The sequence below is a fragment of the Jatrophihabitans sp. genome (genome assembly GCF_046262535.1).
In the GTDB taxonomy this organism is placed as follows: Bacteria; Actinomycetota; Actinomycetes; order Mycobacteriales; family Jatrophihabitantaceae; genus Jatrophihabitans.
The window spans coordinates 1-23,080 of sequence record NZ_JBHEMO010000116.1 but is presented as its reverse complement, the minus strand read 5'-3'; the positions used below and the strand labels follow the sequence as shown (position 1 = coordinate 23,080).

Below are 23,080 nucleotides of genomic sequence, written 5' to 3'. Positions count from 1 at the left end.
CGGGAACCCAACTAAGCTGGAGCTAGGACTTCAGCACCGGAAGGAGTGGCGGACCCCGTGGGCGTCGAAGACCGCAAGCTCGAGGTGCTGCGCGCGATCGTCGAGGACTTCATCGCCACCAATGAACCGGTCGGCAGCAAATCGCTGGTCGACCGCCACAATCTCGGCGTCTCGTCGGCCACGATCCGCAACGACATGGCCGCCCTCGAGGAGGACGGCCTCATCGCCCAGCCGCACACCAGCGCCGGCCGGGTGCCGACCGACGCCGGCTATCGGATGTTCGTCGACCGGCTCACCGAGATCAAGCCGCTGTCCGGCGCCGAGAAGCGGGCCATCTCGGCCTTCCTCGACGGCGCCGTCGACCTGGACGACGTGCTGCACCGCGCCGTGCGCGCGCTCGCCCAGCTGACCCGCAACGTGGCAGTAGTGCAGTACCCGACGCTGTCCCGCAGCCGGATCCGCCACCTCGAACTCGTGATGATCTCCACCACCCGGCTGATGCTCGTGGTGATCACCGATACCGGCCGGGTCGAGCAACGGGTCGTCGACCTGCCGTCCCCGGTCGCCGAGGACGACGTGCACGAGCTGCGTTCCACGCTGAACGCCAAGCTGCGCGACCGGCTGCTGTCGGAGGCGCCCGAGATCGTGAGCGACCTGCCGTCGCAGGTCGACACGGGCCTCCGCGGGATGCTGGCCACGCTGACCTCGGTCCTGCTCGAGGTGCTCGTCGAGCCGACCAGCGACCGCGTCGTCCTGGGCGGGACGGCGAACCTGAGCCAGCAGACTCTCGACTTCCCGGCGATCCGCCCGGTGCTCGAGGCGCTCGAGGAGCAGGTCGTGCTGTTGCGTCTGCTCGACCAGTCCGTGTCGTCCAGCAAGGTCCTCGTCATGATCGGCAACGAGACCCACCACGAGGGCTTGGCCGGGGCCTCGGTCGTCTCGACCGGCTACGGACTGCACGGATCCGCCGTCGGTGCGGTCGGCGTTCTCGGTCCCCGCCGGATGGACTACGCACCGACCATGGCGCGGGTCGCCGCGGTGGCGCGGTACGTGGGCACCCTGCTCGAGGACCGCTGACCTACACTGGATCTGGCACTCACTGAACTTGAGTGCCAACTGCTTTCGTGAGGACGGACGGGTTCGTGGCTGACGCTGTGCGCGACTACTACCGGCTGCTCGGGGTGCGCAAGGATGCGACGCCCGAGGAGCTCAAGCGCGCCTACCGCAAGCTGGCCCGCGAGCTGCACCCCGACGTCAACCCCGATCCGGCCGCGCAGGACCGGTTCAAGGAGGTCACGACCGCCTACGAGGTGCTGTCCGATCCGGAGAAGCGCCGCATTGTCGACCTTGGCGGCGATCCGCTCTCGCAGGGCGGCGGCGGTGCCGGCAGCCCGTTCGGTGGCTTCGGTGGCTTCGGTGATGTGTTCGAGGCGTTCTTCGGCGGCGGCGGCCCGATGGGCGGCGGGCGGGGCCGGCGCTCGCGCGTGCGCCCTGGCGCCGATGCGCTGTTGCAGCTGTCGCTGACGCTGGAGGAGACCGCCTTCGGCGTGCGCCGCGAGATCACGGTCGAGACCGCGGTCGTCTGCGAGACCTGCCACGGCGACGGTTGCGCTCCTGGCACCAAGCCGCGCACCTGCGCGACGTGCGGTGGCGCGGGTGAGATCCAGTCGGTGCAGCGGTCGTTCCTCGGCCAGGTGATGACGACGCGGGCCTGCTCGGCCTGCGGCGGCACCGGCGAGCAGATCCCGTCCCCGTGCCCGACCTGTGGAACGGACGGACGCGTGCGGGCCCGGCGCACCAAGACCGTCGACGTCCCGGCCGGCATCGAGGACGGGATGCGGATCCGGCTGGCCGGACAGGGTGAGGTCGGTCCCGGCGGCGGCCCGGCCGGCGATCTCTACATCGAGATCGCCGAGCAGCCGCACGAGACGTTCACCCGCGAGGGCGCCGACCTGCACTGCACGATCGGCGTCCCCATGACGTCCGCCGCACTCGGCAGCGAGCTGGTCCTGACCACGCTCGACAGCGAGGAGAAGATCGAGATCCGCCCGGGCACGCAGAGCGGCGCCGTGCTGCACCTGCGCGCCAAGGGCGTACCGAAGCTGCGCAGCTCCACCCGCGGGGACCTGTACGTGCATGTCGAGGTGCGGACACCGACCCGGCTCGACGAGGAGCAGGAGCAGTTGCTGCGGCAGTTCGCGGAGCTGCGGGCCGAGGACGTGTCGGTCACCACGAAGCCGTCCGGGCTGTTCGGCAAGGTGCGCGACGCCTTTCGGCAGTAAGGCATGACGCCGCCGCTGTTCCTGGTGGACGTCGTCTCGGACGCGCCGGAGCTGCATCTCCGTGGTGACGAGGGACGGCACGCCGCCCGGGTCAAGCGGCTCGGCATCGGCGAGGACGTGTTGGTGTCCGACGGCATGGGCACGCTGCTCGAGTGCGTCGTCGCCGCGGTCGTCGATGACGGGTTGCGGTTGACGGTGCGCGCGCGGCGGACGGTGCCGCCACCGGATCCCCGCATCGTGGCCGTCCAGGCGCTGCCCAAGGGGGACCGGGCCGATCTGGCGGTCGAGGTGCTGACCGAGCTCGGCGTGGACGAGATCGTGCCGTGGGCGGCGTCGCGGTCGATCGCCCAGTGGCACGGCTCGCGCGGTGACCGGGCCGTGGAGAAGTGGCGCCGCACCGCGCGAGAGGCGGCGAAGCAGAGCCGCCGCGCCCGGGTGCCGGCCGTGTCGACGTTGGCCTCGACCAGCGAGGTGACCGCGCGGCTCGCAGCGGCCACCGGGCTGGTGCTGCACGAGTCGGCGGACCAGCCGCTGACCGGGATTCCGCTGCCGGCCGCCGGGGAGATCTGCGTGGTGATCGGGCCCGAGGGCGGTATCTCCGCCGATGAGCTCGACGCGTTCGCTGCGGCCGGCGCGACGGCCGTGCGGCTGGGGCAGCCGGTGCTGCGTACGTCGACGGCGGGCGCGGCCGCGTTGGCTGCGCTGTCGCTGCGTCTGGCCCGCTGGTCCTGAGCGGGCCTTGCGCCGGTTCGCGCCGGGGCATCTGATGGGACCGCACACTTCCTCGGCGATACGGCGGAGTCTCGATGAATGATGACGCGTTCGATCAGATCATGACGTCGCTGGACGCCCGGTTGATCGTGGTCACCACGGCGGCCGGCAACGAACGCGGCGGCTGCCTCGTCGGCTTCCACGCCCAGTCGAGCATCGACCCGCAGCGCTACACGGTCTGGCTGTCGAAGGCCAACCACACCTACCGGGTGGCCCTGCGGGCGACGCACCTCGCGGTGCACTTCCTGTCGACCGACGACCTGCCGCTGGCCGAGCTGTTCGGCACCCGGACGGGTGACGACGCGGACAAGTTCGCTGATCTCGACGTGGAAGCCGGGCCCGGTGGGGTGCCGCTTCTCACCGACTGCCCGAACCGGCTCGTCCTACACCGCACCGCGCTGCTGGACGAGGGCGGTGATCATGTCTGCCTGGCCGCCGAGACCGTCGAGGCGCACAGCGGCGGACCGTTCGACCCGCTGCGCCTCTCGCACGCCACCCACCTCGAGCCCGGGCACGCCAACGAGGAACGTCCGACGCCACCGACCGAGCGGGCGCTGTCGGCGCCTTGAGCGACGGCGTTCAGGGCTGCAGCCAGAACTCGATCTGGATGCCGTCCGGGTCGTCGACCGTCAGGAACTGGGCCGGGCCGAACTGCCGGACCGGGGAGTGGGCCACGTCCAGCCGGTCGAGGTGCTCAATCCATTCGCGCAGCGCCGCCTCGTCGGCGACGGCGAGCGCCAAGTGGTCCAGCCCGACCCGGCGGTGGTCGAAGCGGTCCCCAGCGTCGGCCGCCGGCTCGCACACCGCGACCATGAACCGGCTCTGCGGGTCGAACAGGAGGATGCGCGGGCTGCCCGCCTCCTCGCCGGAGAGGCGGCGCACCGGCTGCCAACCGAACACGTCCTGGTACCACTTCGCGCTCGCCGCCATATCGCGCACGGTCAGCGCGACGTGGGAGGCACCGGTGATGCTCGGCATGTCGGCAACCTAGCAGCGGCCACCCGACCTGCTCGGTCCGCAGCGGGCTCTTGATCAACTGATCATTCCGGTCGTTATTCGACCGAAATCGTCTGTTGATCACGTGCCGCGCTAGGTTCGAGCCATGGCCGCTGACTGTGTCTTCTGCAAGATCGTCGCGGGGGAGATCCCGTCCACCAAGGTCTACGAGGACGAGGACTGCTATGCGTTCGCCGACAACAATCCGCAGGCACCGACGCACGTTCTGGTGGTAACGAAGAAGCACCTCACGGACATCGCCGACGCCGGCGGCGACCCCGAGGCGGCGGCGGGGCTGCTGGCGGGCATCCGCGGGTTGGCCGAGCAAGAGAACCTCCGGGACTTCCGGACCGTCTTCAACACCGGCGCGGGCGTCGGACAGACGGTCTTCCACGTCCACGCCCACGTGCTGGCCGGCCGGCCGATGGGCTGGCCGCCCGGCTGAGCGAGGGTGCCCGGGCGCGCAGACGCAAAGGACGGGCAATAGGTGGCAAACCGCCGGTACAGTGGAAGGGACCACAGCGGACGACCAGAAAGCTCACCTTGACCGGACAACCCGATCCCTCGGACAGCTCGGATCGCGTCTCCACCACGCTCGTTGTGCCCGGTGAGCAGGCCATGGTTGCCCTGCTCGGATCCCGCGATCAGTTGCTGCGGGTGATCGAGAGCCGCCTGGACTCCGACATCCACGTGCGCGGCAACGAGATCACGATCACCGGCCGCGCCGGTGACAACGCCGTCGCGGTGCGCCTGTTCGAAGAACTGCTCGAGCTCATCAAGTCCGGTCAGAACCTGACCGCGGACTCGGTGACGCGCGCCTACGGGATCCTCACCGCCGACTCCGGCGAGCGGCCGGCCGAGGTGCTGAGCCTCAACATCCTGTCCCGGCGCGGCAAGAACATCCGTCCGAAGACACTGAACCAGAAGCGTTACGTCGACGCGATCGACAAGAACACGATCACCTTCGGTATCGGCCCGGCCGGTACCGGCAAGACCTACCTGGCCGTCGCCAAGGCCGTGCAGTCGCTGCTGGCCAAGGACGTCAACCGCATCATCCTGACCCGGCCCGCCGTGGAGGCGGGGGAGCGGCTCGGCTTCCTGCCCGGCACGCTGTTCGAGAAGATCGACCCGTACCTGCGGCCGCTTTTCGACGCGCTGCACGACATGCTCGATCCCGACTCGCTACCTCGGCTGATGCAGGCCGGCACCATCGAGATCGCGCCTCTGGCCTACATGCGGGGCCGGACCCTGAACGACGCGTTCATCATCCTGGACGAGGCGCAGAACACGACGCCCGAGCAGATGAAGATGTTCCTCACCCGGCTCGGCTTCGGGTCGAGGGTCGTCGTGACGGGCGACGTCACCCAGGTCGACCTGCCCGGGGATCAGCGCAGCGGCCTGCGGGTGGTCCGGGACATCCTCGGCGACGTCGAGGACGTGGAGTTCGTCAACCTCACGTCACAGGACGTGGTCCGCCACCGACTGGTCGGCGAGATCGTCGACGCGTACGAGCGCTACGACCGCTCGGCCAGCGGCGACAGCACGCAAGCACACTCGCGTGCCAAACCGCGGCGGTAGACGTTGTCCGTAGAGGTCAACAACGAATCCGGCACGCCGGTCGACGAGAAGGCGCTGGCCGATCTCGGCCGCTTCGTCCTGGACGCGCTGCGCATCGATCCGCTCGCCGAGGTGTCGGTCCTTCTCGTCGACGCCGACACGATGGCCGCGCTGCACCAGCAGTGGATGGATCTCCCGGGTCCGACCGACGTCATGGCCTTTCCCATGGACGCCGCGGACGGTCCGGCCGAACGCCGCGATCCGTCGGCTCCGCCCGGTACCGACGACGGCGCGGAAGCGATGCTCGGCGACGTGGTCCTGTGCCCCAGCGTCGCGGCCGACCAGGCGGCCTCGGCCGGCCACTCGACCGAGGCCGAGCTGCACCTGCTCTGCACGCACGGCATCCTGCACCTGTTGGGGTATGACCACGGGGAACCCGACGAGGAGAGGCAGATGTTCGAGTTGCAGGCCCAGCTGGTGGGCGAATGGGCGCGCATCAGCAAGCGCGGCCCGATCCGCGCGCCGCTGCCCGGCACCGGTGGCGAGGTCCGCGACACCGCGGGCGGCCGGCGTGCCTGACGACAGACAGCGGCGGCGATGACCGGCTCCGAGGTCGTCGCGCTCCTGGTCGCCATCGTCCTGGTGCCGATCGGCGGCTTGATCGCGTGCGTCGACGCGGCGCTGGCACGTGTGTCGAAGGCGCGGGCCGAGGAGTTCCTGCGCGAGGACCGGCGCGGCGCCCAGGCGTTGTGGACGATCATGGCCGACCGCCCGCGCTACACGAACCTGCTGCTCCTGCTGCGCCTGTCGTGCGAGCTGACGGCGACCGTGCTGGTGGCCGGCGTCGCCCGCGCCGAACTCGGGTCCCACTGGTCCGTCCCGCTCCTCACGGTGCTGCTGATGATCGTCATCTGCTACGCGGTGATCGGCGTGGGCCCACGCACGCTGGGCCGTCAACACTTCAACCGGGTGGCCCTGGCCGGCGCCGGAGCGGTGCGCCTGCTCGGCCGGATCTTCAATCCGCTGGCCAATCTGCTCACCCTGTTCGGCAACGCCATCACGCCCGGCCGTGGCCTGCGCGACGGTCCTTTCGCCTCCGAGGTCGAGCTGCGCGAACTGGTCGACATGGCCGAGCAACGCGGCGTCGTCGAGCACGACGAACGCCAGATGATCCAGTCGGTGTTCGAGCTGGGCCGGACGATCGCCCGCGAGGTGATGGTTCCGCGGACCGAGGTGCTCTGGATCGAGCACGGCAAGACGGTCCGGCAAGGCTTGGCCCTGGCACTGCGCAGCGGTTTCTCTCGCATCCCGGTGACCGGCGAGAACCTCGACGACGTCGTCGGAGTCGTCTACCTCAAGGACATGGCGCGACGCGCCCAGGACGCCGAACGGGCCCGGACGACGACCGTCGACGAGGTGAAGCGCACGGTGGCCTACGTGCCGGAATCCAAGCCGGTGGACGAGCTCCTGCGCGAGATGCAGGCTGCCCGTTCGCACATCGCCATCGTCATCGACGAGTACGGCGGCACGGCCGGGCTGATCACCATCGAGGACATCCTCGAAGAGATCGTCGGCGAGATCACCGATGAGTACGACGTCGAGCGCGCGCCGATCGAGCGAATCGACGACGACACCGCCCGCGTCACGGCCCGGCTCGCCGTCGAGGATCTCGGCGAGCTGTTCAGCGTCGAGCTGCCCGATCGCGACGACGTCGAGACGGTCGGCGGCCTGCTGGCCGAGGCGCTCGGCCGGGTGCCGATCCCTGGCGCCAGAGCGGTCGTGCACGGTCTCGAACTCACCGCCGAACATGTCGGCGGCCGGCGCAACCGCATCGACACCGTGCTTGTGCGTCGGGTCTCCGAAATCGAGGACGAGCCCGACCGGGCTCGCGACAGCGAGGTGGCCGGAGCATGAGCGACGCTTGCGGAGCGAATCCGAGGCATGGCGGCTTTGCCGGCCCGAACGGAGTGAGGACGTGACCGAACTGGACGCCGAGGACCAGAAGCTCGTCACCCTGGCTCGCTCGGCCCGCGCCCGCACGCGGGCCGCGCAGGGCGCTGCTGTCCGCGACGGCGACGGGCGCACCTATGTCGCGGCCTCGGTCGCGCTGCCGTCGCTCGAGCTGTCCGCCCTGCAGGTCGCGGTAGCGATGGCCGTGTCGTCCGGCGCACCCGGGCTCGAGGCCGCGGTCGTACTCGGTGACGACCCGGCGGACGACGCCGGCACCGCCGCCGTCCGCGACGTCGCGCCGGACGCGCCGGTGCTGCGCGCCCGGGCCGACGGCACCTTGGCCTGATCAGGCCTCTTGCGGCTCGAAGCTCGCCAACATGAGCTCCAGCGCGGCCTGGTCGGGACCCATGAACCGGGTCGCGTCCGGCGTCCGGCTGATGTTGTCGAGGAGGCGCTCGCGCTCCGTCCCGGGAATCGGTGGCAGGTGCGTGCTGAACAACCACGACGACTGGTGCTCGCGCAGCGTGGTGAAAGACGCGGCGAACTTCGTCCGGTCCACGTCGTGCACCCAGGGGCTGTCGACCGACGCCCAGAGCAGCTGAGCGCCGAGGAGCTCGTCCGCACCCAGCCCGGCAACGTCATCGACGGCCGCGAGCTCGGTTGACGCCAATGGTGCGCCGAAGCAGTCGGAGCTGAAACACACCCCGGTGCGCGAGTCGAAGAACCCGACCGTCGCCGGGTTGTCCCACAGCGGAGGACGGAAGCCGGTCAACTGCCGGTCGCCGACGTCCAGGCTCTGGCCCGCGTTGAGCAGGTAGATGCGGTCCATGGGCAGCGGCGTTTCGCAGGACAGGATTCCGACGCCGATGAAGGTGGTCACCACCCGGGCGTTCGGCGCGGCTTCGAGAAGGTTGAACAGACCGCCGGTGTGATCCCGGTCGGGATGGGTAAGCCAGATCCAGCGGACGTCGGCCGGGTCCATGACCTGGGCCAGCTCGGCGACGAAGTCCCGATCAGGCAGACCGAGGCCAGTGTCGACCACGACCGGCTGTTCGGCGTGCAGCACGAAGGCGTTCACGGGCAGTACGCCGAGACCGGGGATCTCCGCTTGGTCGTGTAAGACGGTCACGTCAGCGTGCGGACGGAAGGTGCGGATCATGGCGGGTTCTCCTTGCCGGCGGGTTTAGAACGGAACTTCGGTGGTGAGCAGGCCAGCCGGGTCATCGGTCGGCAGGTCGGCGGCGCGGCCGGAGACGACACGGCAGAACTCGACCGCATCCAGCTCGAGACGGGATCCGTCGCTGCCGAACGCCCACTCGCCCCCCGCCGGCCCTGTCAGGTGCAGCCGGCACGGACGGCCGTGCCGGCCGGCCCACTCGCGTACGACGTCGTCCACCAGCACGCCGTCGTGATCGGCGGTCAGCGCCAGCGGCGTGCCGGTCGCACGGCAGATGTCCACTCGGTGCATCCACGGATCGCGGGTCATGATCACATCGATCAGGAAGCCGAGCCGCCACCGTTCCGTCCGGCCGTTGATCGGGAAGCTCAGATCACGCGGGCTGAGGTGACGGACGAAGCCCGGTGTCCGGGCGCGGCTGCGGACAGCTTTGGGAGCGATCTTCTCGAACCGGGCGACGAGCTCGGATGTAGTGAGATGCGCGTGCTCCTCGACCTGCAGCGACGTCATCGCGTCGATGAACGGTCCGCCACGCTTCTTGACCAACTTCAGTTGCCGCATGTTCTCTCGGACGGACGCGGACATCTCCGCCTCGCCGAGGGAGTGGCCGGCCACGGCCCGCACATCCCAGCCGGGGCACTCGGTCGGCGCCGCCCACTGCTGGGGCGTGAGCCCGCGCAGCACGTCGAGATAGCGGTGGAACTCGGTCTCGGCCAGGCGCATCGCGGTCGGCCGGTCAAGGGCGGCCGTGCGAGGCGTTGGGTCGGCGAGCGTTGCGGTCATCGTTTCCTCCTGAGTTTGGGGCCGGGCAGGCCGAGGTCGTCTGCGAGAGCGTCGATCGCCCTCGGTAGCAAGCGGATGTATCTGGTGCCGCCGGGATCGTTGGACCACTGGGCATCGACGAGGCCGCCGACGGCCGCGGCGAGGAGGTCGACGTCCTCGTCATTCGGTGCGCCCAGCGCGGCGGCGCGGCGGCGGAACAGCTCCATGACGCGCAGGGAAGGCGCGTACGCCTCCGGGCTCGGTGCGAATCCGGTGACCACCCGGAGGTTCATCAGCTGGAAGCGCGGCAGGTCGGCCGTGCAGAAGTCGACGAACGTCTGCAGCATGAACAGCAGCGCCTTGCGCGGTGCCGCCGGAAGCGAGGCGTCGAGGTCCTCGATCTGGTCCAGGTACTCCGACCAGGCCTGGCCGAACATGGCGTCGTAGATCGCGTTCTTGGACTCGAAGTGCGAATACAGCGACGGCGCGCGCATGCCTACTCGTTCAGCAACGGCGCGCAGCGTGACGTTTTCCAGGCCGTCTTGGCGCGCGACCGCCCAGGCGGCGTCGAGGATCTCACGGCGAGTGTCCTCACGACGTTCGGCGCGCCTATCGCGATTAGGTAAAGCGGTCATGGTTAGGCAGCCTGATCGCCATTAGGCAAAAAGTCAAGCAGGTGGGGGAAGAGTTCCGACCAAGAGAAGTGGCAGCGCCTTGCGCACGACGTTCCACGCCGGCGCCTTGACGTCGATCACCGCGAAGTGGTCGCCGGGCACTGCGTGCAACTCGGCCGCGCCGCCCGCCCGCTTGGCCGCCGCCACGTAGGCAGTGCTCTGGGCGAACGGCACGGTGTCGTCAGCGCGGGAGTGGACACAGAGGACGGGTGCCCGCAGCGGCACCTGCCCGATCGGGTCGGCGATCCGGTACCGGTCGGGAACCTGCTCGGGGGTCCCGCCCAGCAGGTCGGGCACGGCCGTCCCACCGACACCGGTCCGGGCGGCAACAGTCAGGTCGATGACGCCGGCCTGCGACACGACGCCGGTCACAGCGATCTTCGGGGTACCGCCCGGCGCATCGGCCGGGAGCGCGCCCCGCCCGGCCGCCCAGGTGGCCAGGTGCCCACCGGCCGAGTGGCCGATCGCCACGAGCGGCGCGCGGTCGACCTCGAGCTCGGCGAGATGATCGATCGCGGCCGCGACGTCGTCCAGGGTCGCGGGCCACCCGCCGCCGCTGCCGACACGGCGGTACTCGATGTTCCATCAGACGTAGCCACGTCCGGTCAGGTCGGCGGCCAGCGGACGTCCGAGGTCCAGTCCGTACTGGCCGCGCCAGAACCCGCCGTGGATGATCACGACGGTGCCGCGGTGCGCCGAACCGGACGGGCGCGACAACTCGCCGAACTGGGCGGCGTCCGCCCCGTACGCGATCCGTTCGGCTGTCACGGCGCCAGTCTGCCGAACCGGGGCCGAGTGCGTGCAGCCCCCGAGGACAGCCGTCCCAGTGGCCAGCAGCACCGCCCGGCGCGAGGGCGACAATCGTCCCTGCGCCGGGTGCGAAGATGCACCCATGACGTTCCGCTCCGGTTTCTGCTGCTTCGTCGGGCGGCCGAACGCGGGGAAGTCCACGCTGACGAATGCCCTCGTCGGCGCCAAGATTGTCATCACCAGCGACAAGCCGCAGACCACCCGGCACGCGGTGCGCGGAATCCTCACCCGCGACGATGCGCAGCTCGTCCTCGTCGACACCCCCGGACTGCACCGGCCGAGGACGCTGCTCGGGGAACGACTCAACGACGTCGTGCGGGCAACGCTGGGCGAAGTGGACGTCGTCGGCTTCTGCGTGCCGGCCGACCAGCGCATCGGGCCGGGGGACCGGTTCATCGCCGGCGAGCTGGCCGAGTTGAAGGCACCGGTCATCGGCATCGTCACCAAGACCGACGCGGTGTCGCGGCAACGGGTGGCCGAACAGCTGATCGCCCTGTCCGAGCTCGGCGAGTTCGCCGACATCGTGCCGGTCTCGGCCGTCGCGGGCGACCAGGTCGAGCTGCTCGCCGACCTGCTGGTCGGCTACCTGCCGGAAGGACCACAGCTGTATCCGGGTGACGTCACCACCGACAACGACGTCGAGACGCGCATCGCCGAGCTGGTTCGCGAGGCCGCGCTCGACGGCGTCCGCGACGAGCTGCCGCACTCGATCGCAGTGACCATTGACGAGATGCGCCGGCGGGATTCCGGCCTGCAGGAGATCTTCGCCACGGTGCACCTCGAGCGGGACAGCCAGAAGGGGATCGTCATCGGTCCGCAGGGCAGCCGGCTCATGCGGATCGGCACGACCGCCCGCGCCGGCATCGAGGCGCTGCTGGGCGAGCGGGTCCACCTCGCCCTGCACGTGGCCGTCGAGCGCGACTGGCAGCGGGATCCGAAGAAGCTCGACCGGCTCGGTTTCTGATGCTCGGCCGGTACCGGTCGATCTTCCGAAAGCCCGGAACGGCAGCATTCTGCGCGGCCGCGTTCATCATGCGGATGCCGATGGCCATCTACCCGCTCGGCATCGTTCTCATCATCTCCGCGCGGGAGGGGCGGTACGGGTTCGCCGGCGTCCTCAGCGCCTGTTACATCTTCGGCAACGCGCTCGGCAACCCGATCCTGTCGGTGGCGGTCGACCGGTACGGGCAACGGCGGCTGATCCTGCCGTGCGCGGCGGTCCACACCGCCGCTGTCGTGGCCCTCGCCCTGATGCTGCACACCGGATCGCCGAACTGGATGCTCGCCGTGCCCACCGTCGTGTTCGGCTTCACCTACCTGGCCGTCGGCTCGCTCGTGCGCGCCCGCTGGTCGCACCAGCTCGACGGCCGTCCCGAACTGACGACCGCGCTGTCGCTCGAGTCGGTGCTCGACGAGTTGCTGTTCGTGCTCGGGCCGCTGATCGCCACGCTTCTCGCGACGCAGGCCGAACCCGTGTTCGTGCTGTACGTCGCCCTGGCGCTGGTGGTCGGCGGGTCGCTGTGGCTGGCCGCGCTGCACGCCACCGAACCGCCGGCGCATCCGGCCGGGGACGCCGGGCACGGGTCGGCCCTGCGCGTCCGCGGCATGGTCGTGCTAACCCTCACGACGGTCGGCATGGGTGCGGTCTTCGCGAGCGCGGAGGTCGCGATGGTGGCCTACTGCGGCCAGCACGACAAGCGCTCGCTGAGCGGTCTGGTGCTCGCCGCCATGGCCGGCGGCAGCATGCTGTCCGGCCTGGTGTACGGCGGGATCCAATGGCGCTCGGACGTGTTGCGCCGCTTCCGCACACAGGCCGTGGTCTTCGCCGTCCTGCCCTGCGTCCTGCTGGCCGCGGTCAACGTGCCGGCGCTCGCCGCGTGCGCCTTCGTGCTGGGCCTCGGCATCGCACCGACCCTGATCACGGCCTTCGGCCTGGTGCAGCAGATCGTTGCGACCCGGGCGCTGACCGAGGGGCTCTCGTGGCTGAGTACCGGGCTCAACGTCGGCTACGGCGCCGGGGCGGCGCTGGTCGGCGGGATCGCCGACCAGCACGGGGCCCGCAACGCGTTCCTGCTCGTGATCGGCGCTGGAGTGGCGGTCGGTCTGGGCGGGGCCGTCCTGCGCGTCTCGACCGGCGATCGGGTCCTCAGTCCGACCTAGATGTCACGATGGACGGGTGCCGCTCTACCGCGATGAGGCGGTCGTCCTGCGCGTCCACAAGCTGGGCGAGGCCGACCGCATCGTCACCCTGCTCACCCGGCGCCACGGGCGGGTGCGCGCAGTGGGCAAAGGGGTGCGCCGCACGAACTCCCGCTTCGGTGCTCGTCTCGAACCGGGCAGCCACATCGACGTCCAGGTCTATTCACGGCTGCCCGAAGGACAGGCGGCGCCGGGTGGGCGCCGCGGCCTCGACGTCGTGCAGCAGACCGAATCGCTGGGGGCGTTCGGGGCGCAGCTGGCCGGCGACTACCCGCGCTGGACAGCGGCCTCGGTCATCTGCGAGACCGCCGAGCGGCTGACCGAAGAGGGCGAACCGGCGCTGCGGCTCTACCTGCTCGTGGTCGGGGCGCTGCGCGCCCTGGTGGCGCGCGAGCACGATCCGGGGCTGATCCTCGATGCCTTCCTGATCCGGGCCATGTCCAACGCCGGCTGGGAGCCGGCGCTGCTCGAGTGCGCGAAATGCTCACGGCCAGGGCCTCACGTGGCCTTCAACGTCGCTGCGGGCGGCTCGGTGTGCGACGACTGCCGCCCGGCCGGATCGGCCCGTCCGCAGGCCGCCACCATCGCTCTGATGGCCGCGCTGCTCGGCGGCGACTGGGGGATCGCGGACGTCAGCGAAGGCTCGATCCGCCGGGAGAGCACCGGACTCATCTCGGCACACCTGCAGTGGCACCTCGAGCGCGGCCTGCGTTCGCTGCCGCTCGTCGACCGGGCGTGAAACTGCACACGGCGACGGCGGCTAACCTGACGCGGTGACCGCCGCCGCCAATCCCCGGCCGCTGAGTGGTCGCTGGCCGGACCCGCCGCCGCATCCCTCGGGTGCCCGCCCACCGGCAATTCCGGCCGAGCTCGTCCCCGCGCACGTCGCGATCGTCATGGACGGCAACGGCCGCTGGGCCCACGCGCGCGGCCTGTCCCGGACCGACGGGCACCGGGCCGGGGAGGCCAGCCTGATGGACGTGCTGCACGGCGCGATCGAGCTCGGCGTCGGCACCGTCTCGGCGTATGCCTTCTCCACCGAGAACTGGCGCCGCTCGCCGGAGGAGGTGCGCTTCCTCATGGGGTTCAACAAGGACGTCATCCGCCGCCGGCGCGACGAGCTGGCCGCGCTGGGGGTCCGCATCCGCTGGGCCGGCCGCCGGCCCCGGCTGTGGCGCAGTGTCATCAACCAGCTCGAGGACGCCGAGCAGTACACCCGCGACAACGACCGGCTGACCCTGCAGTTCTGCGTCAACTACGGCGGCCGGGCCGAGCTGGTCGACGCCGCCAGGGCGATCGCCCGCGAGGTTGCCGCCGGCCGGCTCAATCCGGCCAAGATCGACGAGCGCACCATCGCGGCCCACCTGGACGAACCGGGGCTGCCCGACGTCGACCTGTTCATCCGCAGCTCCGGCGAGCAACGCACGTCGAACTTCCTGCTGTGGCAGTCGGCGTACGCCGAGCTCGCCTTCGTCGACACGCCGTGGCCCGACTTCGATCGGCGCCACCTGTGGCAGGCGTGTCTCGACTATGCCAAACGCGATCGACGGTTCGGTGCGGCCGGACCGGTAGAGGCGCCACAGCCATGATCGCCATCACGCACTTCGCCGACGACTCCGCCGACTTCGCCGAACGGGCGCAGACCGCGCTGACGGTTCTCGCGGCCCGGCCGGGCTACGTCCGGGGCACTCTAGGTCGCTCCACCGACGATCCGGGGGCCTGGCTGCTACTGACCGAGTGGGAGAACGTCGGGTCCTATCGGCGCGCGCTCGGCGGTTACGACGTGAAGCTGCACGCGAGCCCTCTGCTGGCGTCCGCCGTCGACGTGCCCGGCGGCTTCGAGGCACTGGTCGACGTCATGCCCGGCGGGTCGGCCGTCATCCGGCGCAGTGACCGCGAGCCGCGTGCATGAGCGACGCTGTCAACCCGGCCGCGGCGGGAACGAAACGCCGCTGGCGGTCGCCGGACTCCTGCCGCACGCGCACCGACTGGGTGCCGGTGGACACAGCGCTCGGTCAGGTCCTGCGCGGCCTGCGGTGGGGCGCCGTCGCGGTGTACATCGCCGCCGCTGGCTACTACGGCTACGAGGACGGGCTGCCCTTCGACCGCGAGGGCCTGCTCCTGTGGATCGCGATCGGACTGGCCGCCTTCTGCATCGGCCGGCATCCGGTCTGGCTGCTCTGGGTGGCCATCGACTTCCTGCCGTTCGCTCTGGTCCTGGTCGTCTACGACTACTTGCGCGGCATCTCCGACACGATCGGCATGCCGACCTGGTGGCGTCCCCAGATCGAAGTCGACAAGTTCCTCTTCTTCGGCCACGAACCGGTGGTGTGGCTGCAGGAACACCTCAAGCACGTCCATTCCACTGCGACCGGTCACCGGGTGGGGGTGCACTGGTGGGACCTGCTCACCTGCATCAGCTACTACTCGTTCTTCTTCCTGCCCTACGTCATGGCCGGCGTCATGTGGCTGCGCAGCCGCACCGACTTCTACCGTTGGTCGTTGCGCTTCGTCGGGCTCTCGTTCTTCGGCTTCACCCTCTTCATGGTGATTCCTGCCGCGCCGCCCTGGGCGGCGGCGCACTGCACGCCGGTCGACGTCGCGTTGCACCCGAACTATGCCCCGTGCATGTACGACAGGGGGATCCAGCCCGCCGGCGGGTTGCTCGGGCAGTTCACCACCACGCAGCCGGGAGCCAATCCGTGGGTTGAGCGCATCGCCGGCGACAGCTTCTACAAACTGCATCTCGGCGTCGCGCACGGCTTGTGGGCCAAGGGATTCAACTCCGCGGACGCCGTGGCCGCCGTGCCATCGCTGCATCTGGGCGGCACCGTGCTCTTCTGCATCTTCATGTGGTCGCGGCTCAACAAGTGGTGGCGCCCGCTGCTGATCGGCTATCCGCTGGTCATGATGTTCTCGCTCGCCTATGCCGGAGAGCACTATGTCGCCGACGGCATCGCCGGCGCGCTGGCCGCCTGGCTCATTCACTGGCTGGCCAACCGCATCGAGCGGTGGCGAGAGCGCCGCCGCAGCGCGGATACCCTTGACGACACAGCACCACCGCCCGATCCGATCCAGGAGTCTCCGTGCCCGCCGACCCATCCGCTGCCCGAAACGATGCCGTCGTCAACCTGAGCAAGCGGCGCGGATTCGTCTTCCCCTCGAGCGAGATCTACGGCGGCAGCCGATCGGCTTGGGACTACGGGCCACTCGGCGTGGAGCTGAAGGAGAACGTCCGCCGGCAGTGGTGGAAGACGATGGTCACCGGGCGCGACGACATCGTCGGCCTCGACTCGGCCGTCATCCTCGCCTCCGAGGTGTGGGAGGCGTCCGGGCACGTGGCGACGTTCTCCGACCCGCTGACCGAGTGCCAGCACTGCCATCGCCGGTTCCGCGCCGACCACCTCGAGGAGGAGTTCGAGGCCCGCAAGGGACGGGCGCCGGAGAACGGCCTGGCCGACATCACCTGCCCGCATTGCGGCACGCGTGGGCAGTGGACCGATCCCAAGCAGTTCAGCGGCATGCTGCGCACCTACCTCGGCCCGGTCGAGGACGAGTCAGCCCTGCACTACCTGCGCCCGGAGACCGCGCAGGGCATCTTCGTGAACTTCCTCAACGTGCTCAACACGTCGCGCAAGAAGCCGCCGTTCGGCATCGCCCAGACCGGCAAGAGTTTCCGCAACGAGATCACGCCGGGCAACTTCATCTTCCGCACCCGCGAGTTCGAGCAGATGGAGATGGAGTTCTTCGTCGAGCCCGGCACCGACGAGACGTGGCATGAGTACTGGCTCGAGCAGCGATGGAACTGGTATGTCGACCTCGGCATCGACCCGGAGAACCTGCGCTACTACGAGCACCCGAAGGAGAAGCTGTCGCACTACGCGAAGCGCACCGTCGACATCGAGTACCGCTTCCGTTTCGGCGGCTCGGAGTTCGCCGAGCTCGAGGGTGTCGCCAACCGCACGGACTTCGACCTGAGCACCCACTCCAAGCACTCCGGCGTCGACCTCACCTACTTCGACCAGGCGACCAACGAGCGGTACACGCCCTACGTGATCGAGCCGGCGGCCGGGCTGACCCGGGCCGTCCTGGCCTTCCTGCTCGACGCGTACAGCGAGGGCGAGGCGCCCAACGCCAAGGGCGTCATGGAGAAACGGACGGTGCTCAAGCTCGACACACGGCTCGCGCCGGTGAAAGCCGCCGTGCTGCCGCTCTCGCGCAACGCCGACCTGTCGCCCAAGGCCCGCGACCTGGCCGCGGCGCTGCGCCGCAACTGGAACGTCGACTACGACGAGACCCAGGCGATCGGGCGCCGGTACCGCCGGCAGGACGAGATCGGCACCCCGTTCTGCATCACCGTCGACTTCGACACCCTGGACGACGATGCCGTCACGATCCGGGATCGGGACTCGATGACCCAGGAGCGGGTCGGTCTCGACCAGGTCGAGCGGTATCTCGCCGCGGAGCTTCCCGGCTGCTGATGCCATGACCGATTCCGCGACAGCGCTCGCCAACTCACCGCTCCGGCTCTCCGGCCGGGTCGTCGCCGACCCGCCGGTCGTGCTCGCGCCGATGGCCGGCATCACCAACACCGCCTTCCGCCGGTTGTGCCGGGAGGCCATGGCGCCGGCCCTCGATGCCGGTCAGTCCGGCGGACTGTTCGTCGGCGAGATGATCACGACCCGGGCGCTCGTGGAGCGCAACGCGAAGACTCTGCAGCTGATCCGTTTCGAGGCCGACGAAGCGCCGCGTTCCATCCAGCTCTACGGCGTCGATCCCACGGTGGTCGGCCGGGCCGTACGCATGATCGTGGACGAGGACCTCGCCGACCACGTCGACCTGAACTTCGGCTGCCCGGTGCCCAAGGTGACCCGCAAGGGCGGCGGCTCAGCCTTGCCCTGGCGCATCGGCCTGTTCGACGAGATCGTCACGGCCGCCGTTCGCGAGGCCCGGGGCGCCGTGCCCGTCACCGTCAAGATGCGGGTCGGCATCGACGCCGACCACGTCACCTACCGCGAGGCGGGCCTGCGCGCGCAGGACGCGGGCGTGGCCCACGTGGCGCTGCACGGCCGGACTGCCGCCGATTTCTACAGCGGGCACGCCGACTGGGCGCCGATCGCCGATCTCGTCGAGACGCTGGACATCCCGGTGCTGGGCAACGGCGACATCTGGGAGGCCGACGACGCGCTGCGCATGGTGCGAGAGACCGGCTGCGCCGGCGTGGTCGTCGGGCGTGGCTGCCTGGGCCGCCCCTGGCTGTTCGCCGATCTGGCCGCGGCCTTCGCCGGACGACCGGAACGCATCCGGCCCGCCCTGGCGCAGGTGGCCACCACGATGCGCCGCCACGCGGAACTGCTGGCCGACTGGCTCGGCGAACAACACGGCGTCACGGACTTCCGCAAGCACGTCGCCTGGTACCTGAAAGGGTTCGCAGTCGGCGGCGAGCTGCGCCGAGCGATGGCCATGGCGTCCTCGCTCGCCGAACTCGACGACCTTCTCGGTGCGCTCGACCTCGACCAGCCGTTCCCGGAGTCCGTAGTCGGACAACCGCGCGGGCGCACCTCCGGCACCCGCGCCGTGGCCCTGCCCGAGGACTGGCTCAGCACCCGCGACTCGCGTGCCGTCCCGCAGGGCGCCGAGTTGGGCGACAGCGGCGGCTGAGCGGTCAGCCCTCTTCCTCCTCGCCCTCTTCTTCCTCGCCCTCTTCTTCCTCGCCCCCGGCGTCGCCCTTGTTCTCCCGCTCGGCCTCGGCCGCCTTGGCGACCGGTGACTTGGCCGCCGGCGTGTCCTCGGGATCGATACCGGCCTCCTCGGCCTCCTGCTTGGCCTCGTCGAGGTTGACCTCGCCGCTCTCGCTGTCCTGGTGCGGCCCGGGGATCTCGCTGGAGCCGTCGACCGCGGTGCCGGAATACAGACCGTCGTCCGGGTCGAAATCAATCTTCGACTGGTCGACGAAGCTCTGGTCCTCGTCGCTGCGGTCGAGGCCGATCTTGCCCTCGCCCTTCGACTCCTGCTGATCCTCGCGCTGCTGCTGCTCCTGCTCGGTCACGATGCCTCCGTAGGTCGCGGGTCTGACCTAAGGCATGCCCGGATACGCGTGAAGTACGCGTCAGATGTCGGCGGAGGTCAGCCGGAGACGACGTACGTGCCGGCGCGCGGGGCCACCAGCGTCGTCCAGCCCTGCCCGTCCGGGCGCAGTCCGGTGTCGATGCCGTGCGGCCCCTTGACCTGGAGGAACCGCGACCAGCGGATCCGCAGCGCCACGGCGCCGCTCTTGGGCACGGCGACCGTCAGCCCGGCCTGATCGGCCTCGGTCACCCTGGCCGGCGGGGCGGCGATGGGGCTCGGGTTCGTCACCCGGTACAGCGTCCAGTTGTGATCGGACCAGACCTGCGTGAGGTAGGGCAGCGTGCCCGAGCGGACCAGCCGGTACTCGGGTTGGCTCTTGATCGTCTTGCGGCCGATGGCGACGTAGCCGACCGCGTTGTTGTCGAGCCACACCTTGTACGTGACCGGGTCGAGGGTCGGCGCGTTGACGACGGCGTTGAGCTTGTTGTCGGTCTGCGTCTCGTAGCCGCGGGCCAGCAGGGCGTGCCCGAGCAACGCGTAGGCGGCGACGTAGGTGCCGTCGGGAACCACCTCGACGCGGTAGGCCGCCAATCCCGGCGTGTGGTCGAGCTGCCTGTTGAGCCCGATGTAGTAGGACGCGGCCGACATGGGCTGCGCGGCCACAGTGAGGTCGCGGATCGACCCGCCGACCCCGCAACCGAGCGCGAACGCGGTGACGAATGCGGTGAGGGGCCACCAGGTGCGCGCGGTGGCCAGGACCGCGACCGGCAGGCAGATGAAGGCGAACCGCTCGAAATTGGACCCCATGCCGTTGGGGATGATCGCGAGTAGTGGGCACGCGGCGAGCGAGATGACCAGGACGGTGCGCAGGTACGAGGGGGGCCGGGCGATCAGCATGGCGGCGATGGCCGACCCGGTCAGGATGGCCGACGACGGCCGGAAGGTCTGCGGGCCGGGCATGCCGAAGTAGATCGCCACGCCGATGAGGCAGGCCCCGCTCGCCGCCGCAGTGGCCAGCGTGGTCTTGCGCAGCGAGGGGACGTGCAGGTAAAGGCCGGTGAGCCCGAGGATCAGGAACGCGCCGGACACCGGCGACAGCAGGGTCGTGCCGATGCCGGCCAACGCGGCGGGGAGGCGGCGGTTGCCGCGGACGAACAGCAGGGCGACGAGCATCGCGGCCGAGCCGAGCGCGAAGGGCACCCGCCCGCTCCACAGGCTGAAGCTAGAGCCGATCGCGGCCGCCCAGGTGGCGAGCGCGGGATGCGCGCTGCCCTGCACCAAGCGGTAGCAGAGCGGCGTGATGGCGACGGTTCCGATTGCGCCGAGCACGACGACGCCGACCACTTTTGTCAGGTAGGGCGCCAGGACGGAGTAGTGACCGGGGACGGTGCCGCCGAACCACGAGAACCAGTAGTTCAGACCGACGCCGTGCGCGGCGGCGGACTCTCGCGCGCGGGCCGCCCACAGGTCCCCGACCGGCGGCCTGGCGATCAGGAAAGCGGTCGCGGCGAGCAGGGCGAAGGCGGGGGCGAGATGCGCGGGACGCCATCGATATACCTGCGTGCGCTGCAGCACTTCCAAAACCCGTCCGGTCGGTTCGCTGTTGATCCGAAGTCGCTCTGCTCAGCTCATACCATCGTCCCATGCCGCGCCCTTCCTTTGTCCGCGACGCGGAGGTATCCGACGCCGCCGCGTGTGCCGCCATCTACGCGCCGTACGTCGCCGAGACGGCGATCAGCTTCGAGACCGCACCGCCGTCGGCCGCCGAATTGGCCGGCCGCATCGATGCCGCCGTGCGCACTCACGCCTGGTTGGTGCTGGAAGAGCACCAAGCGGTGGTCGGCTATGCCTACGGCAGGCCGTACAAGGAACGCGCCGCCTACCGGTGGTCGTGCGAGGTCAGCGTGTACGTCGCCCGCGGCCGGCACCGCAGCGGTGCCGGCCGGACGCTCTACAAGGCCCTGTTCGCCCGGCTGGCCGAGCGGGGGTTCCGCACCGCGGTCGCCGGCATGACGCTGCCCAACGCGGGCAGCGTCGGGCTGCACACCGCCTTGGGTTTCGAGCCGATCGGTACGTATCGCCGGATCGGGTGGAAGAACGGCAGCTGGCACGACGTCGCGTGGATGCAGCGCGACCTCTCGCCCGGCGACGATCCGCCGGCCGAACCGCGCTGAGCTACGAAGTTGTCCGTGCGTCGCCACGTCAGAACGCGGCGACGCACGGACAACTCGGCGTAGTCGGGGAGCGGCGGTTTACGGGAAGGCGGGGACGCGCTCCTTCGCCGCCTTTTTGGCGGCCTTCTCCTCCGCTGGCACGTGGTACGGGCCGGGCTTCGGCCGGGGACCCCCGCCCGGGAGGGCGAGCCGCAGGATGGTGCGCTGCACCGTGCCCCACTGCTTGAGCAGCGGGCCGGTGTTGTACGGCAGTCCGTACCGCTCGCAGATCTCGCGCACGCGAGGCGCGATCTGCTGGTAGCGCGAGCTCGGCATGTCCGGGTAGAGGTGGTGCTCGACCTGGAAGGACAGGTTGCCGGCCATCACGTGGAACAGCGGTCCGCCGTCGATGTTGGCCGCGCCGATGAGCTGGCGCACGTACCAGCCGCCCCGGGTCTCGTTCTCGACCTCTTCCTCGGTGAACGTGAACGTCTGGTCGGGGAAGTGGCCGCAGAAGATGATCGCGTTGGACCAGACGTTGCGCACGATGTTGGCGACGGCGTTGGCCTTGGCCGTCCGCTTGAAGCCGCTGCGTCCCGACAGCGCGGGCCAGCCGATGTAGTCCTTGAGGATCTGCCGGCGCGCCTTCACGCCGATGGCCTTCAGCTCGTCCAACACCTGCTTCTTCGACTTCTCGCCCTTCTTGATCTTGTCGAAGTCGAGGTCGTGCAGGGCCACGCCCCACTCGAACAGGGCCATCAGCACGATGTTGCCGACCGGCTGGAGCAGATAGCCCGGGTTCCACTTCTGGCGCGGGTCGACCCGGAAGATCTCGTAGCCGACGTCCTTGTCCTTGCCGATGATGTTCGTGTACGTGTGGTGGACGTAGTTGTGCGAGTGCTTCCACGCCGCCGCCGGGGATGCGGTGTCCCAGTCCCAGGTGGACGAGTGGATCGTGGGGTCGTTCATCCAGTCCCACTGCCCGTGCATGACGTTGTGGCCGATCTCCATGTTCTCGAGGATCTTGGCCACCGACAGCCCGGCGGTTCCCAGCACCAGGGCCGGCTTGTAGCGGGAGAAGATCAGCAGCGCCCGCGACATCAACCCCAGCCGGCGATGGAAGGTGATCAGGCTGCGGATGTAGCGCGCGTCCACCTCGCCGAGATCACTGAAGATCTCGTCGTGCAGCGCGTCGAATTCCTTCCCGATCTCCTCGAGCTGTTCCTCGGTGAGCTTGTAGAGCGGGTTGTTCGGGTCGTACGGGGTCGCAGTGGGCTGCGGCATGAAGCAGGGTCCTTCCTAGAGATCGATCTCGACGTGACCTTCGGGTGCATTGATGCAGACGCGGACCATTTGCCCGCTGGCCTGCTCGATGGCGCCGGTGCGCAGATCGCGAACCGCACCGTCCTGCAGCCGCCCGACGCAGGTGTGGCAGATGCCCATCCGGCAGCCGAAGGGCAGCTTGGCGCCGGCTTCCTCACCGCCGACGAGGATGGACACGCCGGTGTCGCACTCCGCCTTGCAGTCGGAAACGCGGAAGTACACCGAGCCGCCCTCGCCGCTGCCACCCCCGTTGCCGATGACCGGCTGGAACCGTTCCGTGTGCAGGCGCTCGGAGCAGTTCTCCTGCTCGTAGCGCTCTTCGATGGCGTCGATGAGCTGGCGGGGCCCGGACACGAA

28 protein-coding genes are annotated in these 23,080 nt (G+C 69.9%); 18 read left to right on the top strand and 10 right to left on the bottom strand.

Annotated elements, in window-relative coordinates:
• The first annotated feature begins 57 nt into the window (after positions 1-57).
• From hrcA to ABR571_RS15750, 4 genes are all read left to right on the top strand, one after another.
• On the top strand, positions 58-1,077 hold the full coding sequence (hrcA, locus tag ABR571_RS15765; protein ID WP_409454157.1) for a heat-inducible transcriptional repressor HrcA: 1,020 nt from the start codon (positions 58-60) through the stop codon (positions 1,075-1,077).
• 65 nt (positions 1,078-1,142) lie between these two features.
• On the top strand, positions 1,143-2,282 hold the full coding sequence (gene dnaJ, locus ABR571_RS15760) for a molecular chaperone DnaJ (RefSeq protein ID WP_409454156.1): 1,140 nt from the start codon (positions 1,143-1,145) through the stop codon (positions 2,280-2,282).
• Positions 2,283-2,285: 3 nt separating this feature from the next.
• The gene (locus tag ABR571_RS15755; RefSeq protein WP_409454155.1) at positions 2,286-3,014 is read left to right on the top strand and encodes a 16S rRNA (uracil(1498)-N(3))-methyltransferase; all 729 of its coding nucleotides are present in this window, start codon (positions 2,286-2,288) and stop codon (positions 3,012-3,014) included.
• Between the two features lie 74 nt (positions 3,015-3,088).
• Positions 3,089-3,622, top strand: coding sequence for a flavin reductase family protein (locus ABR571_RS15750; protein ID WP_409454154.1), 534 nt, complete (start codon positions 3,089-3,091; stop codon positions 3,620-3,622).
• A 10-nt stretch (positions 3,623-3,632) separates the two neighbouring features.
• On the opposite strand, the gene ABR571_RS15745 is transcribed toward ABR571_RS15750, so the two are convergent.
• A complete protein-coding gene (locus tag ABR571_RS15745; protein WP_409454153.1) occupies positions 3,633-4,031 on the bottom strand; it encodes a VOC family protein in 399 nt (132 codons plus the stop codon).
• 124 nt (positions 4,032-4,155) lie between these two features.
• Between ABR571_RS15745 and ABR571_RS15740 the strand changes: the two genes are divergently transcribed.
• The 5 genes from ABR571_RS15740 to ABR571_RS15720 all read left to right on the top strand — a co-directional run bounded on the left by ABR571_RS15740 (position 4,156) and on the right by ABR571_RS15720 (position 7,902).
• Complete coding sequence (locus ABR571_RS15740; protein ID WP_409454152.1) at positions 4,156-4,494, top strand: histidine triad nucleotide-binding protein; 339 nt, start codon at positions 4,156-4,158, stop codon at positions 4,492-4,494.
• A gap of 98 nt (positions 4,495-4,592) precedes the next feature.
• The gene (locus ABR571_RS15735; protein ID WP_409454151.1) at positions 4,593-5,627 is read left to right on the top strand and encodes a PhoH family protein; all 1,035 of its coding nucleotides are present in this window, start codon (positions 4,593-4,595) and stop codon (positions 5,625-5,627) included.
• A 3-nt stretch (positions 5,628-5,630) separates the two neighbouring features.
• Positions 5,631-6,185 (top strand): rRNA maturation RNase YbeY, encoded by a 555-nt coding sequence (gene ybeY / locus ABR571_RS15730; RefSeq protein ID WP_409454150.1) that lies wholly within the window; start codon positions 5,631-5,633, stop codon positions 6,183-6,185.
• A gap of 18 nt (positions 6,186-6,203) precedes the next feature.
• Complete coding sequence (locus ABR571_RS15725; protein ID WP_409454149.1) at positions 6,204-7,520, top strand: hemolysin family protein; 1,317 nt, start codon at positions 6,204-6,206, stop codon at positions 7,518-7,520.
• Between the two features lie 61 nt (positions 7,521-7,581).
• Positions 7,582-7,902 carry a cytidine deaminase gene (locus ABR571_RS15720; RefSeq protein WP_409454148.1) on the top strand — a complete coding sequence of 107 codons (321 nt, stop codon included), beginning with the start codon at positions 7,582-7,584 and terminating at the stop codon, positions 7,900-7,902.
• On the opposite strand, the gene ABR571_RS15715 is transcribed toward ABR571_RS15720, so the two are convergent.
• Genes ABR571_RS15715 through ABR571_RS15695 form a run of 5 tightly spaced genes read right to left on the bottom strand, consistent with a single transcriptional unit; the run spans position 7,903 to position 10,937 of the window.
• Positions 7,903-8,712 (bottom strand): MBL fold metallo-hydrolase, encoded by an 810-nt coding sequence (locus ABR571_RS15715; RefSeq protein WP_409454176.1) that lies wholly within the window; start codon positions 8,710-8,712, stop codon positions 7,903-7,905.
• Between the two features lie 27 nt (positions 8,713-8,739).
• A complete protein-coding gene (locus tag ABR571_RS15710; RefSeq protein ID WP_409454147.1) occupies positions 8,740-9,516 on the bottom strand; it encodes a maleylpyruvate isomerase family mycothiol-dependent enzyme in 777 nt (258 codons plus the stop codon).
• Positions 9,513-10,130, bottom strand: a complete 618-nt coding sequence (locus ABR571_RS15705; RefSeq protein ID WP_409454146.1) for a TetR/AcrR family transcriptional regulator — start codon at positions 10,128-10,130, stop codon at positions 9,513-9,515. Before ABR571_RS15705 ends, ABR571_RS15710 begins: the two co-directional genes overlap by 4 nt.
• A 33-nt stretch (positions 10,131-10,163) precedes the next feature.
• Positions 10,164-10,748 carry an alpha/beta hydrolase family protein gene (locus ABR571_RS15700; protein WP_409454175.1) on the bottom strand — a complete coding sequence of 195 codons (585 nt, stop codon included), beginning with the start codon at positions 10,746-10,748 and terminating at the stop codon, positions 10,164-10,166.
• A 6-nt stretch (positions 10,749-10,754) separates the two neighbouring features.
• Positions 10,755-10,937, bottom strand: coding sequence for a hypothetical protein (locus tag ABR571_RS15695; RefSeq protein WP_409454145.1), 183 nt, complete (start codon positions 10,935-10,937; stop codon positions 10,755-10,757).
• Positions 10,938-11,061: 124 nt separating this feature from the next.
• Here ABR571_RS15695 and era point away from each other — a divergent pair, with 124 nt between their 5' ends.
• From era to dusB, 8 genes are read left to right on the top strand one after another with little or no spacing between them, the layout of a single operon-like run.
• Positions 11,062-11,943, top strand: coding sequence for a GTPase Era (gene era / locus ABR571_RS15690; protein ID WP_409454144.1), 882 nt, complete (start codon positions 11,062-11,064; stop codon positions 11,941-11,943).
• The gene (locus ABR571_RS15685; protein ID WP_409454143.1) at positions 11,943-13,139 is read left to right on the top strand and encodes an MFS transporter; all 1,197 of its coding nucleotides are present in this window, start codon (positions 11,943-11,945) and stop codon (positions 13,137-13,139) included. Before era ends, ABR571_RS15685 begins: the two co-directional genes overlap by 1 nt.
• 16 nt (positions 13,140-13,155) lie before the next feature.
• Positions 13,156-13,917 (top strand): DNA repair protein RecO, encoded by a 762-nt coding sequence (recO, locus tag ABR571_RS15680; protein ID WP_409454142.1) that lies wholly within the window; start codon positions 13,156-13,158, stop codon positions 13,915-13,917.
• A 34-nt stretch (positions 13,918-13,951) separates the two neighbouring features.
• Entirely contained in the window at positions 13,952-14,767 is an 816-nt protein-coding gene (locus tag ABR571_RS15675; RefSeq protein WP_409454141.1) for an isoprenyl transferase, read from the top strand.
• Positions 14,764-15,090 (top strand): antibiotic biosynthesis monooxygenase family protein, encoded by a 327-nt coding sequence (locus ABR571_RS15670; RefSeq protein WP_409454140.1) that lies wholly within the window; start codon positions 14,764-14,766, stop codon positions 15,088-15,090. Before ABR571_RS15675 ends, ABR571_RS15670 begins: the two co-directional genes overlap by 4 nt.
• Complete coding sequence (locus ABR571_RS15665) at positions 15,087-16,313, top strand: phosphatase PAP2 family protein (RefSeq protein ID WP_409454139.1); 1,227 nt, start codon at positions 15,087-15,089, stop codon at positions 16,311-16,313. The genes ABR571_RS15670 and ABR571_RS15665 overlap by 4 nt, the downstream gene beginning before the upstream one ends.
• On the top strand, positions 16,265-17,659 hold the full coding sequence (locus tag ABR571_RS15660; protein WP_409454138.1) for a glycine--tRNA ligase: 1,395 nt from the start codon (positions 16,265-16,267) through the stop codon (positions 17,657-17,659). Before ABR571_RS15665 ends, ABR571_RS15660 begins: the two co-directional genes overlap by 49 nt.
• Positions 17,660-17,663: 4 nt before the next feature.
• Entirely contained in the window at positions 17,664-18,839 is a 1,176-nt protein-coding gene (gene dusB / locus ABR571_RS15655; RefSeq protein WP_409454137.1) for a tRNA dihydrouridine synthase DusB, read from the top strand.
• A 4-nt stretch (positions 18,840-18,843) separates the two neighbouring features.
• On the opposite strand, the gene ABR571_RS15650 is transcribed toward dusB, so the two are convergent.
• A complete protein-coding gene (locus ABR571_RS15650; protein ID WP_409454136.1) occupies positions 18,844-19,227 on the bottom strand; it encodes a hypothetical protein in 384 nt (127 codons plus the stop codon).
• A gap of 77 nt (positions 19,228-19,304) precedes the next feature.
• Positions 19,305-20,822, bottom strand: a complete 1,518-nt coding sequence (locus tag ABR571_RS15645) for a hypothetical protein (RefSeq protein ID WP_409454135.1) — start codon at positions 20,820-20,822, stop codon at positions 19,305-19,307.
• Between the two features lie 68 nt (positions 20,823-20,890).
• Here ABR571_RS15645 and ABR571_RS15640 point away from each other — a divergent pair, with 68 nt between their 5' ends.
• Positions 20,891-21,421, top strand: a complete 531-nt coding sequence (locus tag ABR571_RS15640) for an N-acetyltransferase family protein (protein WP_409454134.1) — start codon at positions 20,891-20,893, stop codon at positions 21,419-21,421.
• Positions 21,422-21,499: 78 nt separating this feature from the next.
• On the opposite strand, the gene ABR571_RS15635 is transcribed toward ABR571_RS15640, so the two are convergent.
• Positions 21,500-22,684 (bottom strand): fatty acid desaturase family protein, encoded by a 1,185-nt coding sequence (locus ABR571_RS15635; protein ID WP_409454133.1) that lies wholly within the window; start codon positions 22,682-22,684, stop codon positions 21,500-21,502.
• Positions 22,685-22,699: 15 nt separating this feature from the next.
• Positions 22,700-23,080: flavin reductase family protein (locus tag ABR571_RS15630; protein ID WP_409454132.1), on the bottom strand; the 381-nt coding region annotated here is incomplete at its 5' end.

Bases quoted from the DNA above. Each gene is read 5' to 3' on its own strand.
- ABR571_RS15685 (WP_409454143.1), top strand. From the start codon at position 11,943: ATGCTCGGCCGGTACCGGTCGATCTTCCGAAAGCCCGGAACGGCAGCA.
- ABR571_RS15665 (WP_409454139.1), top strand. From the start codon at position 15,087: ATGAGCGACGCTGTCAACCCGGCCGCGGCGGGAACGAAACGCCGCTGG.
- ABR571_RS15750 (WP_409454154.1), top strand. From the start codon at position 3,089: ATGAATGATGACGCGTTCGATCAGATCATGACGTCGCTGGACGCCCGG.
- ABR571_RS15755 (WP_409454155.1), top strand. From the start codon at position 2,286: ATGACGCCGCCGCTGTTCCTGGTGGACGTCGTCTCGGACGCGCCGGAG.
- ABR571_RS15710 (WP_409454147.1), bottom strand. From the start codon at position 9,516: ATGACCGCAACGCTCGCCGACCCAACGCCTCGCACGGCCGCCCTTGAC.
- ABR571_RS15640 (WP_409454134.1), top strand. From the start codon at position 20,891: ATGCCGCGCCCTTCCTTTGTCCGCGACGCGGAGGTATCCGACGCCGCC.
- ABR571_RS15740 (WP_409454152.1), top strand. From the start codon at position 4,156: ATGGCCGCTGACTGTGTCTTCTGCAAGATCGTCGCGGGGGAGATCCCG.
- ABR571_RS15745 (WP_409454153.1), bottom strand. From the start codon at position 4,031: ATGCCGAGCATCACCGGTGCCTCCCACGTCGCGCTGACCGTGCGCGAT.
- ABR571_RS15635 (WP_409454133.1), bottom strand. From the start codon at position 22,684: ATGCCGCAGCCCACTGCGACCCCGTACGACCCGAACAACCCGCTCTAC.
- ABR571_RS15705 (WP_409454146.1), bottom strand. From the start codon at position 10,130: ATGACCGCTTTACCTAATCGCGATAGGCGCGCCGAACGTCGTGAGGAC.
- ABR571_RS15670 (WP_409454140.1), top strand. From the start codon at position 14,764: ATGATCGCCATCACGCACTTCGCCGACGACTCCGCCGACTTCGCCGAA.
- dusB (WP_409454137.1), top strand. From the start codon at position 17,664: ATGACCGATTCCGCGACAGCGCTCGCCAACTCACCGCTCCGGCTCTCC.
- era (WP_409454144.1), top strand. From the start codon at position 11,062: ATGACGTTCCGCTCCGGTTTCTGCTGCTTCGTCGGGCGGCCGAACGCG.
- ABR571_RS15725 (WP_409454149.1), top strand. From the start codon at position 6,204: ATGACCGGCTCCGAGGTCGTCGCGCTCCTGGTCGCCATCGTCCTGGTG.